At 73.0% G+C, this 14,196-nt stretch carries 13 protein-coding genes; 8 read left to right on the top strand and 5 right to left on the bottom strand.

From position 1 onward, the window contains the following. The first annotated feature begins 11 nt into the window (after positions 1-11). The 5 genes from AB0K18_RS20855 to AB0K18_RS20835 are packed head-to-tail and all read left to right on the top strand — an operon-like array spanning position 12 to position 6,272. Positions 12-704, top strand: coding sequence for a response regulator transcription factor (locus AB0K18_RS20855; RefSeq protein ID WP_355414940.1), 693 nt, complete (start codon positions 12-14; stop codon positions 702-704). Next, entirely contained in the window at positions 704-2,116 is a 1,413-nt protein-coding gene (locus tag AB0K18_RS20850) for a HAMP domain-containing sensor histidine kinase (protein WP_364916413.1), read from the top strand. Before AB0K18_RS20855 ends, AB0K18_RS20850 begins: the two co-directional genes overlap by 1 nt. Before the next feature lie 41 nt (positions 2,117-2,157). Next, entirely contained in the window at positions 2,158-2,838 is a 681-nt protein-coding gene (locus tag AB0K18_RS20845) for a response regulator transcription factor (protein WP_345391119.1), read from the top strand. Between the two features lie 9 nt (positions 2,839-2,847). Further along, positions 2,848-4,647 carry an ABC transporter gene (locus tag AB0K18_RS20840; RefSeq protein ID WP_364916410.1) on the top strand — a complete coding sequence of 600 codons (1,800 nt, stop codon included), beginning with the start codon at positions 2,848-2,850 and terminating at the stop codon, positions 4,645-4,647. Continuing rightward, entirely contained in the window at positions 4,644-6,272 is a 1,629-nt protein-coding gene (locus AB0K18_RS20835) for a YfjP family GTPase (RefSeq protein ID WP_364916407.1), read from the top strand. Before AB0K18_RS20840 ends, AB0K18_RS20835 begins: the two co-directional genes overlap by 4 nt. On the opposite strand, the gene AB0K18_RS20830 is transcribed toward AB0K18_RS20835, so the two are convergent. Both AB0K18_RS20830 and AB0K18_RS20825 read right to left on the bottom strand, forming a co-directional pair. Next, positions 6,253-7,434 carry an MFS transporter gene (locus AB0K18_RS20830; RefSeq protein WP_364916404.1) on the bottom strand — a complete coding sequence of 394 codons (1,182 nt, stop codon included), beginning with the start codon at positions 7,432-7,434 and terminating at the stop codon, positions 6,253-6,255. The genes AB0K18_RS20835 and AB0K18_RS20830 overlap by 20 nt on opposite strands. A 22-nt stretch (positions 7,435-7,456) precedes the next feature. Further along, on the bottom strand, positions 7,457-7,948 hold the full coding sequence (locus tag AB0K18_RS20825) for a hypothetical protein (protein WP_364916401.1): 492 nt from the start codon (positions 7,946-7,948) through the stop codon (positions 7,457-7,459). On the opposite strand from AB0K18_RS20825, the gene AB0K18_RS20820 reads away from it, so the two are divergent. Continuing rightward, positions 7,947-8,240, top strand: coding sequence for a transposase (locus AB0K18_RS20820; protein ID WP_364916398.1), 294 nt, complete (start codon positions 7,947-7,949; stop codon positions 8,238-8,240). The genes AB0K18_RS20825 and AB0K18_RS20820 overlap by 2 nt on opposite strands. A 106-nt stretch (positions 8,241-8,346) precedes the next feature. Here the strand turns inward: AB0K18_RS20820 and AB0K18_RS20815 are convergent, their stop codons facing one another. Genes AB0K18_RS20815 through tdh form a run of 3 tightly spaced genes read right to left on the bottom strand, consistent with a single transcriptional unit; the run spans position 8,347 to position 11,516 of the window. After that, the gene (locus tag AB0K18_RS20815; protein ID WP_364916394.1) at positions 8,347-9,249 is read right to left on the bottom strand and encodes a LysR family transcriptional regulator; all 903 of its coding nucleotides are present in this window, start codon (positions 9,247-9,249) and stop codon (positions 8,347-8,349) included. A gap of 24 nt (positions 9,250-9,273) precedes the next feature. Next, positions 9,274-10,449 carry a glycine C-acetyltransferase gene (locus AB0K18_RS20810; RefSeq protein ID WP_364916391.1) on the bottom strand — a complete coding sequence of 392 codons (1,176 nt, stop codon included), beginning with the start codon at positions 10,447-10,449 and terminating at the stop codon, positions 9,274-9,276. Beyond that, positions 10,449-11,516 carry an L-threonine 3-dehydrogenase gene (gene tdh / locus AB0K18_RS20805; protein WP_364916388.1) on the bottom strand — a complete coding sequence of 356 codons (1,068 nt, stop codon included), beginning with the start codon at positions 11,514-11,516 and terminating at the stop codon, positions 10,449-10,451. The genes AB0K18_RS20810 and tdh overlap by 1 nt, the downstream gene beginning before the upstream one ends. Positions 11,517-11,745: 229 nt before the next feature. Between tdh and AB0K18_RS20800 the strand changes: the two genes are divergently transcribed. Together AB0K18_RS20800 and AB0K18_RS20795 are read left to right on the top strand one after the other, a co-directional pair. After that, positions 11,746-12,888 carry an ROK family transcriptional regulator gene (locus tag AB0K18_RS20800; RefSeq protein ID WP_364916385.1) on the top strand — a complete coding sequence of 381 codons (1,143 nt, stop codon included), beginning with the start codon at positions 11,746-11,748 and terminating at the stop codon, positions 12,886-12,888. Between the two features lie 103 nt (positions 12,889-12,991). Further along, positions 12,992-14,170 carry a Gfo/Idh/MocA family oxidoreductase gene (locus AB0K18_RS20795; RefSeq protein ID WP_364916382.1) on the top strand — a complete coding sequence of 393 codons (1,179 nt, stop codon included), beginning with the start codon at positions 12,992-12,994 and terminating at the stop codon, positions 14,168-14,170. The last annotated feature ends 26 nt before the right edge of the window (positions 14,171-14,196 follow it).

The following is a 14,196-nucleotide window of genomic DNA, read 5'->3' as shown; positions in this document are numbered from 1 at the left end:
CCTTGGTACTGATGGAATCACGCCTGCTGATAGTCGAGGACGACCCCAACATCCTCGAGCTCCTCGCCGCGAGCCTGAGGTTCGCGGGTTTCGACGTGACCACGGCGAAGAGCGGCCACGACGCCGTCGCCGCAGTCCAACGACACCGCCCTGACCTCGTCGTGCTCGACGTCATGCTGCCCGACCTGGACGGTTTCGAGATCGTCAGGCGGATGCGCGGCGGTGGGCTGCACACGCCGGTGGTGTTCCTGACCGCGCGTGACGAGACCGAGGACAAGATCCGCGGGCTCACGATCGGCGGCGACGACTACGTCACCAAGCCGTTCAGCCTGGAGGAGGTGGTCGCGAGGATCCACGCCGTGCTGCGCCGGACGAGCGGGGACGCCCAGGCCGCGCCGCCCCGGCTGACGTTCGCCGACATCGAGCTGGACGAGGAGAGCCACGAGGTGTGGCGTGGCGGCACCGCCGTCGCGCTGTCGCCCACCGAGTTCAAGCTGCTGCGCTACTTCATGACGAACGCCGGCCGCGTCCTGTCCAAGCCGCAGATCCTCGACCACGTGTGGGACTACGACTTCCGCGGCGAGGTGGGGATCGTCGAGTCGTACGTGTCCGTGCTGCGCCGCAAGATCGACAACCGCAGCCCCCGGCTCATCCACACCCTGCGTGGCGTCGGATACGTCATGCGCCTGCCACCGAGCTCCTGATGCGCGGGCTGCCGCTGCGGATCAAGCTCATCGCGTCGATGCTGGCGCTGCTCGGCATGGGCATGTTCTTCATCGGCCTGGTGAGCGTCTCCGTCCTGCACGGTTACCTGCTCGACCGGGTGGACAGCCAGCTCCACCTGCTCAGCGCGCGCATGGAGAAGAAGGTCAGGAGCGACTGGCGCAAGGACAGGGAGACCCCCGACCGGCCGATCCTCATCGAGTCGGACGCGATCGCGCTGGTCAAGGAGCGCGGCGGCGCGTTCGTCCCGATGCTGACCGACCGCGACGTGGACGCCAAGCCGAAGCCCGTGCTGTCGGCCGAGCCCGGCCGCGACCCCTACACCGCGCCCGCCGTGCGTGGTGACGGTGAGTGGCGGGTGCTGGAGACCGTGGGGCAGTGGCGCACGCTCGTCGTCGCGGTCGACCTCGAAGAGGTGGACGCCATCACCCGGCGGCTCGCCTTGATCGAGCTGCTCGGCGGCGGCGGGATCCTGCTCATCCTGACCGTGGCCGGCGTCACGACCGTGCGGCACAGCATGCGGCCGCTGGGCGAGATCGAGCGTACGGCCGAGGCCATCGCGGGCGGCGAGCTGGGCCGCAGGGTGCCCGACCTCGACCCGCGTACGGAGGTCGGCGGCCTGGCCAGGTCGCTCAACGGCATGCTGGCCCAGATCGAGGCCGCGTTCGCCGCCAGGTCGGCGTCGGAGGAGGCGGCCCGCCGCTCCGAGGACCGCATGCGGCAGTTCGTCGGCGACGCCTCCCACGAGCTGCGCACCCCGCTGACCTCGATCCGCGGCTTCGCCGAGTACGCCAGGCAGAACCCGCAGGCCGACACCACCGAGCTGATGCAGCGCGTGGAGAAGGCCGCGGGGCGGATGAGCCTGCTGGTGGACGACCTGCTGCTGCTCGCCAGGGTGGACCAGCAGCGGCCGCTGCGGGTGCAGCCGGTGGACATGCTGGCGCTGGCCGCGGACGCCGTACAGGATGCCAGGATCATCGCCCCGGACCGGCAGATCAAGCTCGACGTGGTCGGCGGCGCGGCGCTGATCGTCTCCGGCGACGAGGTGCGGCTGCGCCAGGTCATCAGCAACCTCGTCACCAACGCCATCGTGCACACCGAGCCCGGCTCGCCGATCATCGTGCGGGCCGGCGGCACCAAGGACAAGGTGTTCGTCGAGGTCGTGGACAGCGGCCCAGGGCTGACCCCCGAGCAGGTCGAGCACGTCTTCGAGCGCTTCTACCGGGCCGACTCCGCCCGCTCGCGCCGCCGCTCCGCCGAGGACCGCGGCAGCGGGCTCGGCCTGGCCATCGTGCAGGCCCTCGTCGAGGCGCACGACGGCACGGTCACCGTGACCAGCTCACCCGAGTCGGGCTCGACCTTCCGCGTCGAACTCCCACTCGCCTTGGAGTGAGCGTTCAGCAAACCCTCAGCATGCTGCGTCACGCTAAGTAGGTGACGAATGCCGAGGCGTTGATCATGGTCGTGGACGACGAGCCCAGCATCAGGGACCTGCTCGCCGCCAGCCTGCGCTTCTCCGGGTTCGAGGTGCTGACCGCCAGCGACGGCGAGGAGGCCGTCGAGGTCGCCGTACGCGCCTCGCCCGACCTGGTGGTGCTCGACGTCATGCTGCCCGACCTCGACGGGTTCGAGGTGGCCAAGCGGATCGACGCGCCCGTGCTGTTCCTCACCGCCCGCGACGCCACCGAGGACAAGATCGCCGGGCTGCGGGTGGGCGACGACTACGTGACCAAGCCGTTCAGCCTGGAAGAGGTGCAGGCGCGCATCCGCGCCGTGCTGCGCCGCACGCGCGGCGACGCCGCGCCGGTCAGCAAGCTCAAGGTCGCCGACCTGGAGCTGGACGAGGACTCGCGCGAGGTGTGGCGGGCCGGCCGGCAGGTACGCCTGTCGCCGACCGAGTTCAAGCTGCTGCACTACTTCATGGTCAACGCCGGGCGGGTGGTGTCGAAGGCGCAGATCCTCGACCACGTCTGGAACTACGACTTCGGCGGCGACGCCGGGGTGGTCGAGTCGTACGTGTCGTATCTGCGGCGCAAGGTGGACGACGTCGAGCCGCGGCTCATCCACACGCTGCGCAGCGTCGGGTACGTGCTTAGGGAGCCGCCTGCGGGTTAGCGTGCAGGCATGGACCTGCTCGGCGCGCTCGAGTCGCTGCGGCGGCCGCTGGACCGGGAGCTGTTCCCGCTGGCCGTCGGCGATGTCGCGGCCGAGCGGCGCGCGCTGCGCGACCTGACCGGGCAGCTCGACGACTATCTGCTGCCACGGCTGCGCTCGATCGACGCGCCGCTGCTCGCCGTCGTCGGCGGCTCCACGGGGGCCGGCAAGTCCACGCTGGTCAACTCGCTGGTCGGGGCCGACGTGGCCGAGCCTGGCGTGCTGCGGCCGACCACGCTCGTGCCGACGCTCGTCGTCAGCCCGGCCGACCGCTCCTGGTTCATGGGCCAGAACGTGCTGCCGGGGCTGTCCCGCGTCACCGGCGACGGGCCCGGCGCGCTGCGCGTCGTCACCTCGCCCGCGCTCGGGGCCGGGCTCGCGCTGCTCGACGCGCCCGACATCGACTCCGTGGTGACCGCCAACCGGGAGCTGGCCGCCCAGCTGCTCGCCGCCGCCGACCTGTGGTTGTTCGTCACCACCGCCGCCCGGTATGCCGACGAGGTGCCGTGGAGCTTCCTGCGCTCGGCCCGCGAACGCAGCACCGCGCTCGCCGTCGTCCTCGACCGGGTGCCGCCCGAGGCCGTCGAGCCCGTCTCCCGCGACCTCGAACGGCTGCTGCGCGAGAACGGTCTCCAAGGCACCCGGCTGTTCACCGTGCCCGAGGCGGCGCTGCCCGACGAGAAGGCCCGGCTGCCCGTCGCCTCCGTCCGGCCCATCGCCGACTGGCTCACCGCGCTGGCCGCCGACGCCGCCCAGCGGTCCCTGGTCGTGCGGCAGACGCTCACCGGGGCGCTCGACAGCCTGGCCACCCGGGTGCCGGCGCTGGCCGCCGCCGTCGAACGCCAGCAGGGCGCCTTCGAGTCGCTGCGCGACATCGTCGAGGCCGCGTACGCGGGTGGCATGGCCGACTTCGACGCCGGCATGCGCGACGGGTCCCTGCTGCGGGGCGAGGTGCTGGCCCGGTGGCAGGACTTCATCGGCACCGGCGACCTCATGCGCTCCCTGGAGAGCCGGGTCGGGTGGCTGCGTGACCGGGTCGTCGGGTTCTTCACCGGGCGTGCGCCCGAGGTGCAGCTTCGCGACGCGCTGGAGAGCGGGGTCGAGGCGCTCATCAGGGGCTCTGCCGACGGCGCCGCGGAACGCGCCCTTGAAGGCTGGTCGGCCGCGCCCGGCGGTCCAGGGCTGCTCGAACGGCTCGGCGCCGTCGAGTCCGCGCGCCTCGGCCGGGCCTCGGGAGACCTCGCGCGGCGGGCCGAGGCGGCGGTGCGGGGGTGGCAGGCGTACGTGCTGGACCTCGTCCGCGAGGAGGGTGCCGAACGGCGGACCGCCGCTCGCGTGGCGTCCTTCAGCGTGAACGGGGCCGGGCTCCTGCTCATGCTGGCCGTCTTCGCCTCCACCGGCGGGCTCACCGGGATCGAGGTGGGGATCGCGGGCGGCACGAGCGTGCTGTCCCAGAAGATCCTGGAGGCCGTCTTCGGCGACCAGGCCGTACGGACGCTCACCGCCCGTGCCCGCGAGGACCTCCGTGACCGCGTACGCGAGCTGCTGGCCGACGAGGCCGACCGCTTCCTCGACCTGCTGGACGCGGCCGAGCCGCCCCGGGGCACCGCCGACGCGCTGCGCGCCGCCGCCCGCCGCATCCAAGAGCACCGCACGGAGCTTCCGACCGCCGAATTCCCCACGTTGGGACAGGGCTCGACCGGAGGTGGGCCGTCCGCTGACGAGGAGGGGCGTGGGCGGCCCGGCTCTGGGCGGGAGGAGGGGGCGTGAAGGTGTTGCGGCGTAAGGAGGGGCCGTCGCTCGACGTCCGGCTGGCCGCCCTGACCGAGGCGGCCGAGCTGGGGGCTGGGCGGTTGCCGGATGAGGTCGTGGCGGCGGCTCGGGAGGTGGCCGGGCGGGCCGGGGCGCGGCGGGAGCTGTCGCTTGAGCACACCGTGGTCGCCCTGGCCGGCGCCACCGGCAGCGGCAAGTCCTCGCTCTACAACGCCCTCGCAGGACGGCAGCTCGCGGACGTCGGCGTCACCAGGCCCACGACCTCGACCGCCCAGGCCGCCCTGTGGGACGGCGACGGCGCGGGCCCGCTCCTCGACTGGCTGGAGGTGCCGCACCGCCACCCGGCGGGCGAGACCGGCGACCTGGCCGGGCTCGTCCTGCTCGACCTGCCCGACCACGACTCCATCCGCCTGTCCCACCGCCTGGAGGTGGACCGGCTGGTCCGTCAGGTGGACGTGCTGGTGTGGGTGGTGGACCCGCAGAAGTACGCCGACGCCGCCCTGCACGAGCGCTACCTGCGCCCGCTGGCCGGGCACCGCGACGTGACGGTGGTGGTGCTCAACCAGGTGGACCGGCTGCCGCCCGCCGCCGTCGACCGCTGCCTCGACGACCTGCGCCGCCTGCTGAACGGCGACGGCCTCACCGGGGTCCCGGTGCTCGCGGTCTCGGCCAGGACCGGCCAGGGCCTCGACGACCTGCGCGGTCTGCTGGCCGAGCGCGTCGCGGACCGCCGCTCGTGGTCGGCCCGCCTCTCCGCCGACGTGACCACCGCCGCCGGCCATCTCGTCACCGATCCCCACGCCGCCGGTGAGCCGTCCGCGACCGAGCGGGAGGGGGCGGGCAAGCGGCCGGGTGGGGCGGAGCGGGGGCTGACCGAGGCGTTGTGCGTGGCGGCCGGGGTGCCGGTGATCGTGGAGGCGGTGGCCAAGGGGCATCGGCATCGGGCCGTGGTGGCGACCGGGTGGCCGGTGACGCGGTGGCTGAGGAGGTTCAGGCCCGATCCGCTGCGCAGGTTGCGCATCGAGGCGGGCCGGGGAAAGGACGTCGTCGGGCGGACGTCGGTGCCGGCCGCGTCGGGGGCGCAGCGTGCCCGGGTCGAGACCGCGATCAGAGACGTCGGCGAGGCGGCGGCGGACGGGCTGCCCGGCCCTTGGGCGGTGGCCGTGCGGCAGGCGGCGCGGTCGCGGGCCGGTGAGCTGACGGACGCCGTGGACCGGGTGGTGGCCACGACCTCGGTGGGCGCGACCAGGCGGCCACGGTGGTGGCGGGCGGTGAACGTCCTGCAGTGGCTGGTCTTCTGTGCCCTGCTGGCGGGGGCGCTGTGGCTGGGCGTGCTGTTCGCGATGGACTACCTGCGGCTGCCGCAGCCGCCGCTCCCGACCGCCGGCGAGGTGCCGTGGCCGACGGTGCTGCTGCTCGGCGGGGCGGTGGCGGGCGTGCTCATCGCGCTGGCGTCCCGGCTGGCGGCCTGGCTGGGCGGGCGGCGCAGGGCCAGGCGTACGGCGAAGGCGCTGCGTACGGCCATCGCGCAGGTCGGCCGTGAGCAGGTGCTGCAGCCGGTGGAAGCGGAACTGGCCACCTACGCCCGCTTCACGGAGGCCGTCACCGTGGCCCGCGGTTGATCAGGGTCGCCGCGAGGGCGGCGGCCAGCAGGGCGAAGAGGGCGGCGGCGGGGAAGGGGGCCGACGGGCCGAACCGTTCGCCCGCCACGCCGGCCGCCGCGGAGCCCAGCGCGCCGCCGATGCCGATCGCCGTGGACACCCAGCCGAACGCCTCGCCCTGGGCGGCCGGCGCGTACTCGTCCACCAGCAGGGACGAGGTGGTGAGGGACGGATTCAGCATCAGTCCGCCCGCGAACAGCGCCGCCCAGAACACCGCCAGCGGCCCCGCCAGCACCAGCGGCGCCAGGACGAGTCCCAGGACGAGCAGCAGCGAGGCGAGCCGCACCGGGACGCGCGAGCGCCAGGCGCGGGCACCGTACGCGGCGGCGCCCGCGATGCCGCCCAGCGACAGGGCGGCCACGAGCAGCCCGGTCGCGGCCGGTACGTCGCGGGCTGCGGCCAGCGCGGGCACACCCACCTGCAGCGCCCCCACGACGGCCCCGAGCAGCGTGGTCACGGCCAGCAGCATGAGCATCCGCCGGTCAGCGAGCACCCGCCCCCGCTGCCGGACGGCCGCGACATGCCCCGTACGCAGCGCGCGGGCGAAGCTCAGCGTCCCCGCCCCGGCCGCCCCCGCGACCACGCCCAGCGCCAGCGACGACGAGGCCACCGCGATCAGCAGCCCGAACACCAGCGGCCCGACCATCATGGCCGTCTCCTGGACGAGGTAGACGAGGCTGTAGGCGGCCGTCCGCCCCTCGGCGGCCATCCTGGCGCCCCACGCGATGCGCATGCTGACCGAGATCGGCGGCAGGCCGATGCCCGCCGTCCAGGCCAGCAGGGGCAGCGGCCACCACGGCCGGCCGGCGCGGGCGCAGGCGAGCAGCGCCAGCAGCGCCGCCACGTGCAGGACGGCCGTGCCGGCCAGCACCGGGCCGGCGCCGCGCCGGTCCATCAGCCGCCCCTGCACCGGGCGTCCCATGCCCGCCCCCACCGCGAACGCCGCCGCCGTCGCCCCCGCGAACGCCAGCGAGCCGGTGGCGCGCTGCGTCACGAGCACGATGCCGACGGGCGCCACCTGCTGCGTGAGCTGCGCCAGGAACCCGAGCACGGCCTGCGCCGCGACCCCGGGCAGGCCGAGCAGCCTCCGGTAGGGAAGGCCGCCCAGCCGCTCGCGTGTCATGGGCGCAGGCTACCTCTCAAGATCAGGCGATCGGGCAGCCGTAGGCCCTCAGCGACTTGTCGTTCTGGAAGGTGATGTCCTCCTTCGCCATCGGCTCCTCGGAGACCCTGAGGGTGGCCACGCCGGGCTCGGTGAGGTAGCCGCCTTCCACGTGCCAATCGCCGGGCACGGACGGGCGCTCGGCGCTGCCGCCGTCGGCGCCGACGAGCGTGGAGTCGACGTACTCGCTGACCCGCACCCCGCGCTCCTTCAGCAGCCCCACCACCTCGGTGACGCTCTTGTCCAGGTAGGGCACGCAGTGCATGGGCTCGTCCTTGGCCGTGAACGTGGTGACGCTCTGGTACTCCTCGCCCGGCCGCGCCTTGCGGAAGACGCTGATGTTCGCGGTGCCGGAGAAGTCCTTCGGGACCCTGAAGCCGGTGGCGCAGCCGCCGAGCTTGTCGCACGGGCCGGGCGGGAAGATGCTCTCGATCTCGGTCAGGTGCCGGTGGTCGGGCGTCACGGGGGCGATCATGCGTTCGAAGGCGGCGGTGCCGGGCTTCACCTCGAGCGTCGGTCCTCGACGCGGGTCGGGGGTGTTCCTGCAGATCCTCGCGCACAAGGCTGAAAGCGCCGGTCGAGAGCTGATCGCAGTCGACCCCGCCGGCACCTCCCGCACGTGTGCCGCCTGCGGCCACTGCGCGAAGGAGAACCGCGTCAGCCAGGCCGTGTTCGCCTGTACGGCGTGCGGGCATACCGCGCACGCCGACGTGAACGCGGCCATCAACATCCTCAGGGCAGGGCTTGCCCTTCGCCAGGCTTCATAAGCGGCTTAGCGAGAAGCCGCTCCCTTCAGGGAGCGGAGGAGTCACGGGGTGGTCCTTGCGATCGGCGAACACACCCGAGGAGATGTCCGGATATGGGCGGAGTGTTTCAGCCCGTTCCGAGGGATCCGGCCACCTCGCGGAGCGCGGCGAGGAGCGGGCGCAGGAGGGGATGGGCGTCGGAGCCCCGGCGTACGGCGGCGAAGACCCGGCGTTCCGGACCCGGCGTGTGGCGGACGACGACGCCGGGCAGCGCCATGTCGCGCAGCGCCAGCCGTGGCACGAGCGCCACCCCGGCACCGGCTCCGACCAGGGCGACCACGGCGCGGAAGTCGTCGGAGCAGTGGACGAGGCCGGGCGTGAAACCGGCCTGCTGGCAGGCGAACGTGATCACGTCGTGCACCGGGTTGCCCGGGTGGGGGCCGATCCAGGTCTCGGTGGCCAGCGAGACGAGGGTCGCCGAGCCCGCCAAAGGGTGGTCACGGGGGAGCACCAGGTCGAACGGCTCGGCGTACAGGGGGTGGCGCGACAGGCGGCGGTCGGCGGCGTCGGGGGCGCCGCGGTATTCGACCGCGATGGTCAGGTCGGCGCGCTCGTCCAGCAGCATGGCGAGGCCCTGGTCGCCCTCGGCGTCGTGGACGCGGACCCGCACGCCGGGCGCGGTGCCGCGCAGCGCGGTGATCGCGGGGGAGAGCACGGCGCTGATCGCCGTGGCGAAGCAGGCCACCGTGACCTCGCCCGCCTCGCCCGTCGTGTACGCCGCCACCTCCGCCTCGGCCCGTTCGAGCTGGGCGAGCACCTCGTTGGCGTGGGACAGCATGATCCTGCCGACGGCGGTGAGGTGCACGCCGCGCCCGTCGCGGTTGAGCAGGCGGTGGCCCACCTCGTGCTCCAGCGCGGCGAGCTGCTGGGACACGGCGGAGGGCGTCAGGTGCAGCGCGGCCGCGGCGGCGGTGACCGTGCCGTGGTCGGCCACCGCCCGCAGCGTACGCAGCCGCCGCGTGTCAATCACGCAGCGAGGATACGCGCCCCGGGGTCAGACGGCGGTGCGGGCCTGGGTGAACGCCTCGATCGCGCGGTCCACGTCCTCCGTCGAGTGCGCGGCGGAGAGCTGGACGCGGATCCGCGCCTTACCGTGCGGCACGACGGGGTAGGAGAAGCCGATCACGTAGATGCCCAGGTCGAGCAGGCGCTCGGCCATGGCGGCGGCCTCGGCGGCGTCGCCGATCATGACGGGCACGATCGGGTGGTCGCCCGGCAGGATGTCGAACCCGGCCTTCGTCATCCCCTCGCGGAAGCGCGCGGTGTTGGCGCGCAGCCGCTCGCGGGCGTCGCTGGAGGTCTCCAGCAGGTCGAGGATGCGCAGCGAGGCCGACGCGATGACGGGCGCCAGGGAGTTGGAGAACAGGTATGGCCTGGACCGCTGCCGCAGCAGGTCGCATATCTCCTTGCGGGCCGCGACGTAACCGCCGCTGGCCCCGCCGAGCGCCTTGCCCAGGGTGCCGGTGATGATGTCGATCCGGTCGGTCACCCCGTGCAGCTCGGGCGTGCCGCGCCCGGTGGGGCCGACGAAGCCGACGGCGTGGGAGTCGTCGACCATGACCATGGCGTCGTAGCGGTCGGCCAGGTCGCAGATCTCGCGCAGCGGCGCGACGTAGCCGTCCATGGAGAACACGCCGTCGGTCACGATGAGCCGCCGCCGCGCCTCCGACGCCTCCTTGAGCCGGGACTCCAGCTCGGCCATGTCGCGGTTGGCGTAGCGGAAGCGCTGGGCCTTGGACAGGCGGATGCCGTCGATGATGCTGGCGTGGTTGAGCGCGTCGGAGATCACCGCGTCCTGGGCGTCGAGCAGGGTCTCGAACACGCCGCCGTTGGCGTCGAAGCAGGAGCTGTAGAGGACGGTGTCCTCCATGCCGAGGAAGTCCGACAGACGCGACTCCAGCTCCTTGTGCACCTCCTGGGTGCCGCAGATGAACCGGACGGAGGCCATGCCGAAGCCCCACCGGTCGAGCGCCTCCTTGGCCGCCTCGACCACCGCCGGGTCGTCGGCGAGCCCCAGGTAGTTGTTGGCGCAGAAGTTGAGCACCTCGCGCCCGGCCACGCCGACCTGGGCGCTCTGCGGGGTGGAGATGACGCGCTCGGGCTTGAGCAGCCCGGCCTCGGTGATCTCGTCGAGTGTCGCACGCAGCTGCTCGCGCACGTTGGTGAACATCAGGCGCTCCTGTTCGTGGTCGGGGCCGCGCCGCCGGTGGCGTCGCTCCAGTCGAGGATGACCTTCCCGGTACGGCCGCTCGCCGCCGTGTCGAAGGCGGCGTCGAAGTCCTGGTACGAGAACCGGTCGGTGATCACCGGGCTGAGGTCGAGCCCCTTCTCCAGCAGGACGGACATGTTGTACCAGGTCTCGTACATCTCCCGGCCGTACACCCCCTTGATGGTGAGCATCGAGGTCACCACCGTCGCCCAGTCGACGGCGAACTCCTCGGCGGGCAGCCCCAGCATGGCGATCCTGCCGCCGTGGGTCATGCTCGCGATCATGTCGCGCACCGCCACCGGGTTGCCGGACATCTCCAGGCCCACGTCGAAGCCCTCGCGCAGGTGGAGCTGGCGCATGCCCTCGGCGATGGAGGAGCGGGCGACGTTCACGGCGAGGGAGACGCCGAGCTTGCCGGCCAGGTCGAGCCGCTCGTCGCTGACGTCGGTGATCATCACGTTGCGCGCGCCGACGTGGGTGGCCACGGCCGCCGCCATGAGCCCGATCGGGCCCGCGCCGGTGATCAGCACGTCCTCGCCGACGAGCGGGAAGGAGAGCGCGGTGTGCACGGCGTTGCCGAAGGGGTCGAAGATGGCGGCGATGTCGGGGTGGACGGGGTTGCGGTGGACCCAGACGTTGGTGGCGGGCAGGGTGACGTACTCGGCGAAGGCGCCGTCCCTGTTGACGCCGAGCCCGACCGTGTTGCGGCACAGGTGCCGGCGCCCCGCCATGCAGTTGCGGCACTTGCCGCAGACGAGGTGGCCCTCGCCGCTGACGAGGTCGCCGACGGCGATGTCCTCGACGCCGGGCGCGACCTCGACGACGTGGCCGCTGAACTCGTGGCCCACGATGAGCGGCAGCTCCAGCGTGTGCCGCGCCCAATCATCAAATTTCCGGATATGCAGGTCCGTGCCGCAGATCCCGGTACGCAGGACCCGGATCTTCACCTCACCGGGCCCCAGCTCCGGCTCCGGCACGTCCACCAGCCACAGGCCAGGCTCGGCCTGGTTCTTGACCAGCGCTTTCATGACGTCGCTTCCCCCTGTCACAACCTACTGACGAGCCCCGGCCCCGTCACCCCGCCGCCCCGGAAGGGGCTCGGCGAGCGAGGCAGGACATGACGCGTCGCAACGCACTGTGCCGCTTCGGCTCGGGACGTGTCCATCGAGGAGTTCTTAAGTGCCCCCACAGCTCCGCTTCACGCGACCTCCGCACCTGGCACAATTAGCCAACCGACTTGAGATAACCGGAGGACGGATGCGGCAGCAGAGCGGCGACGCCTCCCTCCTGCGCAGGCTCAACTCGGCGGCGATCCTGCGCGTCCTGCGCGAGAGCGGCGCGGCCACCGTGTCCGAGCTGGCGGGTGCGGCCCGGGTGTCCAGGCCCACGGCCGAGGTCATCGTCGACGACCTGGTGGCGGGCGGCTGGGCGGAGGAGTGCGGTGAGGAGCCCGGCGACCGCAGGCGGGGGCGGCCCGCGCGGCGCTTCAGGTTCAGGGCCGCGGCAGGTCACGTGGTGGGGGTGGGCGTCGGCTCGTCCTGGCTGCGGGCGATGGTGAGCGACCTCGACGGCACGGTGGTGGCCGCCCGGCGTCTGCGCCACCACGCCGCGATGCCCGCCGCCGACCGGCTCGACGCCGTCGCGGGGCTGGTCGAGACGGTGGCGGCCGAGGCGGGGCTGCCGGTGTCCGGCCTGGCGGCGGTGGGCGTCGGCACCACGGGCACGATCGACGGCGCGGGCCGGGTCGTCAAGAGCGTCGCGCTGGCCGGCTGGACGGGCCTCGACCTGCGCGGCGAGCTGGCCCGCAGGCTGCCCGCCCCCGTGCTGGTCGAGAACGACATGCGGCTCGCGGTGCTGGCCGAGCACTGGCGCGGGCAGGCGCGCGGCCACGACGACGTGGTCTACCTGTTCACCGGCAGCAGGCTGGGCCTCGGCCTGCTCATCGGCGGCCGGCCGCATCGGGGCGCCCACACGGCCTCGGGCGAGATCGGCCGCCAGTCGGGCGACCACTGGCTGGCCCACCGGCACGTCATCGACTACGCGCTGGCGGCCGAGCCGGGGGAGATGCGCTCGCAGCGCGAGGCCGCCGAGTTCGCCGTCGAGCGGGCGCGGGCCGGTGACGAGCGGGCGCTGGCGGCCGTCCGCGCGTTCGCCCGCCACCTCGGCGACGGGCTGCTCACCGTGGTCAACCCGCTCGACCCCGAGCTGGTGGTGATCGGCGGCAGCCTGTCGAAGGCCGGTGACCTGCTGCTTGAGCCGATCGCGGAGCGGTTCGCGGACGTCTGTCTCTGTCCGCCGCCAGTGGTGGCCTCGACGCTGGGCAACGAGTGCGTGGTGCTGGGCGCGGTCAGGTGGGCACTCGACCACGCCGAGCGGCGCCTGTTTACGCTGCCCGCTTGAGTATCGGCTGCGCGATGTCGCGCGTTCGAGCCATGTATTGACCTTTTTCGGGAGATCGTGCGAGGTTAAAGCAAGCAACTTGCGTTATTCGGAGAGGACGTCAGTGGAAGACCTGCGCATCGGAGTCATCGGGCTCGGCCTGCGGACCAGCATCGCCCTCGCCGCCGACCGGCCCGGCGAGGGGGGCGTAGTGACCGCCCTGTGCGACGCCGACCCCGCCGTGCTCAAGCGGCAGTCCGCGAAGTTCCCCGCGGCAGCCTTCCTCACCCAGGACCACCGCGAGCTGCTCGGCCGCCCCGACCTCGACGCGATCGTGGTCAACACCCCCGACGACACGCACGAGCGGCTGGCCGTCGACGTCCTGCGCGCCGGCAAGGCCCTCTACCTGGAAAAGCCCATGGCCATCACGGTCGAGGGCTGCGACGCCATCCTGCGCACCGCCCGCGAGAGCGGCACCAAGCTGTACGTCGGCCACAACATGCGGCACATGGGCGTCGTCCGGCTGATGCGCGACATCATCGCCAAGGGCGTCATCGGCGAGCCCAAGACCATCTGGGTGCGCCACTTCGTCGGCTACGGCACCGAGTTCTACTACAAGGACTGGCACGCCGACCGCACCCGTACGACGGGCCTGCTGCTGCAGAAGGCCACCCACGACCTCGACGTCATCCACTGGCTGGCGGGCGGCTACACCACCCGCGTCAACGCGCTCGGCGACCTGCTGCTCCACGACGACCTGCCGCGCCGCGCCCCCGGCACGCTCCGGCCGGACGGCGAGTGGCTGCTGGCCGACGACTGGCCGCCCACCGCACGCAAGGACCTCAACCCGGTCGTGGACGTCGAGGACGTCTCGGTCATGAACATGCGGCTCGACAACGGCGTCATCGCCGCCTACCAGCAGTGCCACTTCACGCCCGACTACGTGCGCAACTACACGGTCATCGGCACCGAGGGCCGCCTGGAGAACTTCGGCGACGGGCCGGGCGCCACGGTCAAGGTCTGGAACACCGGGCCGACGGGATACCGGGACGACTGCGACATCGCGTACAAGGTGCCGGAGGCGCGGGGCACGCATGGCGGCGCGGACGTGCAGATCATGTCGGAGTTCATCAGGTTCGCGCGCGAGGGCGGGGTGACCGACACCTCGCCGGTGGCGGCCAGGATGAGCGTCGCGGCCGGTTACCTCGCCACGATGTCGCTGCGCGACGGCGGCCGGCCGTACGACGTGCCGCCGCTCGACCCGGAGCTGGCGGCGTACTTCGACGGCGATCAGCGGGCGTGAGAAACGCCGCCCGCCGCGTCGGCGGG

This window comes from Nonomuraea sp. NPDC049421 (assembly GCF_040677005.1).
Lineage (GTDB): Bacteria > Actinomycetota > Actinomycetes > Streptosporangiales > Streptosporangiaceae > Nonomuraea > Nonomuraea salmonea.
Note: the sequence above shows the minus strand (reverse complement) of the source record. Positions and strands in the feature narration are given on the sequence as shown.

Bases quoted from the DNA above. Each gene is read 5' to 3' on its own strand.
- AB0K18_RS20820 (WP_364916398.1), top strand. From the start codon at position 7,947: ATGCGTTCGAAGGCGGCGGTGCCGGGCTTCACCTCGAGCGTCGGTCCT.
- AB0K18_RS20800 (WP_364916385.1), top strand. From the start codon at position 11,746: ATGCGGCAGCAGAGCGGCGACGCCTCCCTCCTGCGCAGGCTCAACTCG.
- AB0K18_RS20825 (WP_364916401.1), bottom strand. From the start codon at position 7,948: ATGATCGCCCCCGTGACGCCCGACCACCGGCACCTGACCGAGATCGAG.
- AB0K18_RS20830 (WP_364916404.1), bottom strand. From the start codon at position 7,434: ATGACACGCGAGCGGCTGGGCGGCCTTCCCTACCGGAGGCTGCTCGGC.
- tdh (WP_364916388.1), bottom strand. From the start codon at position 11,516: ATGAAAGCGCTGGTCAAGAACCAGGCCGAGCCTGGCCTGTGGCTGGTG.
- AB0K18_RS20850 (WP_364916413.1), top strand. From the start codon at position 704: ATGCGCGGGCTGCCGCTGCGGATCAAGCTCATCGCGTCGATGCTGGCG.
- AB0K18_RS20840 (WP_364916410.1), top strand. From the start codon at position 2,848: ATGGACCTGCTCGGCGCGCTCGAGTCGCTGCGGCGGCCGCTGGACCGG.
- AB0K18_RS20810 (WP_364916391.1), bottom strand. From the start codon at position 10,449: ATGTTCACCAACGTGCGCGAGCAGCTGCGTGCGACACTCGACGAGATC.
- AB0K18_RS20855 (WP_355414940.1), top strand. From the start codon at position 12: ATGGAATCACGCCTGCTGATAGTCGAGGACGACCCCAACATCCTCGAG.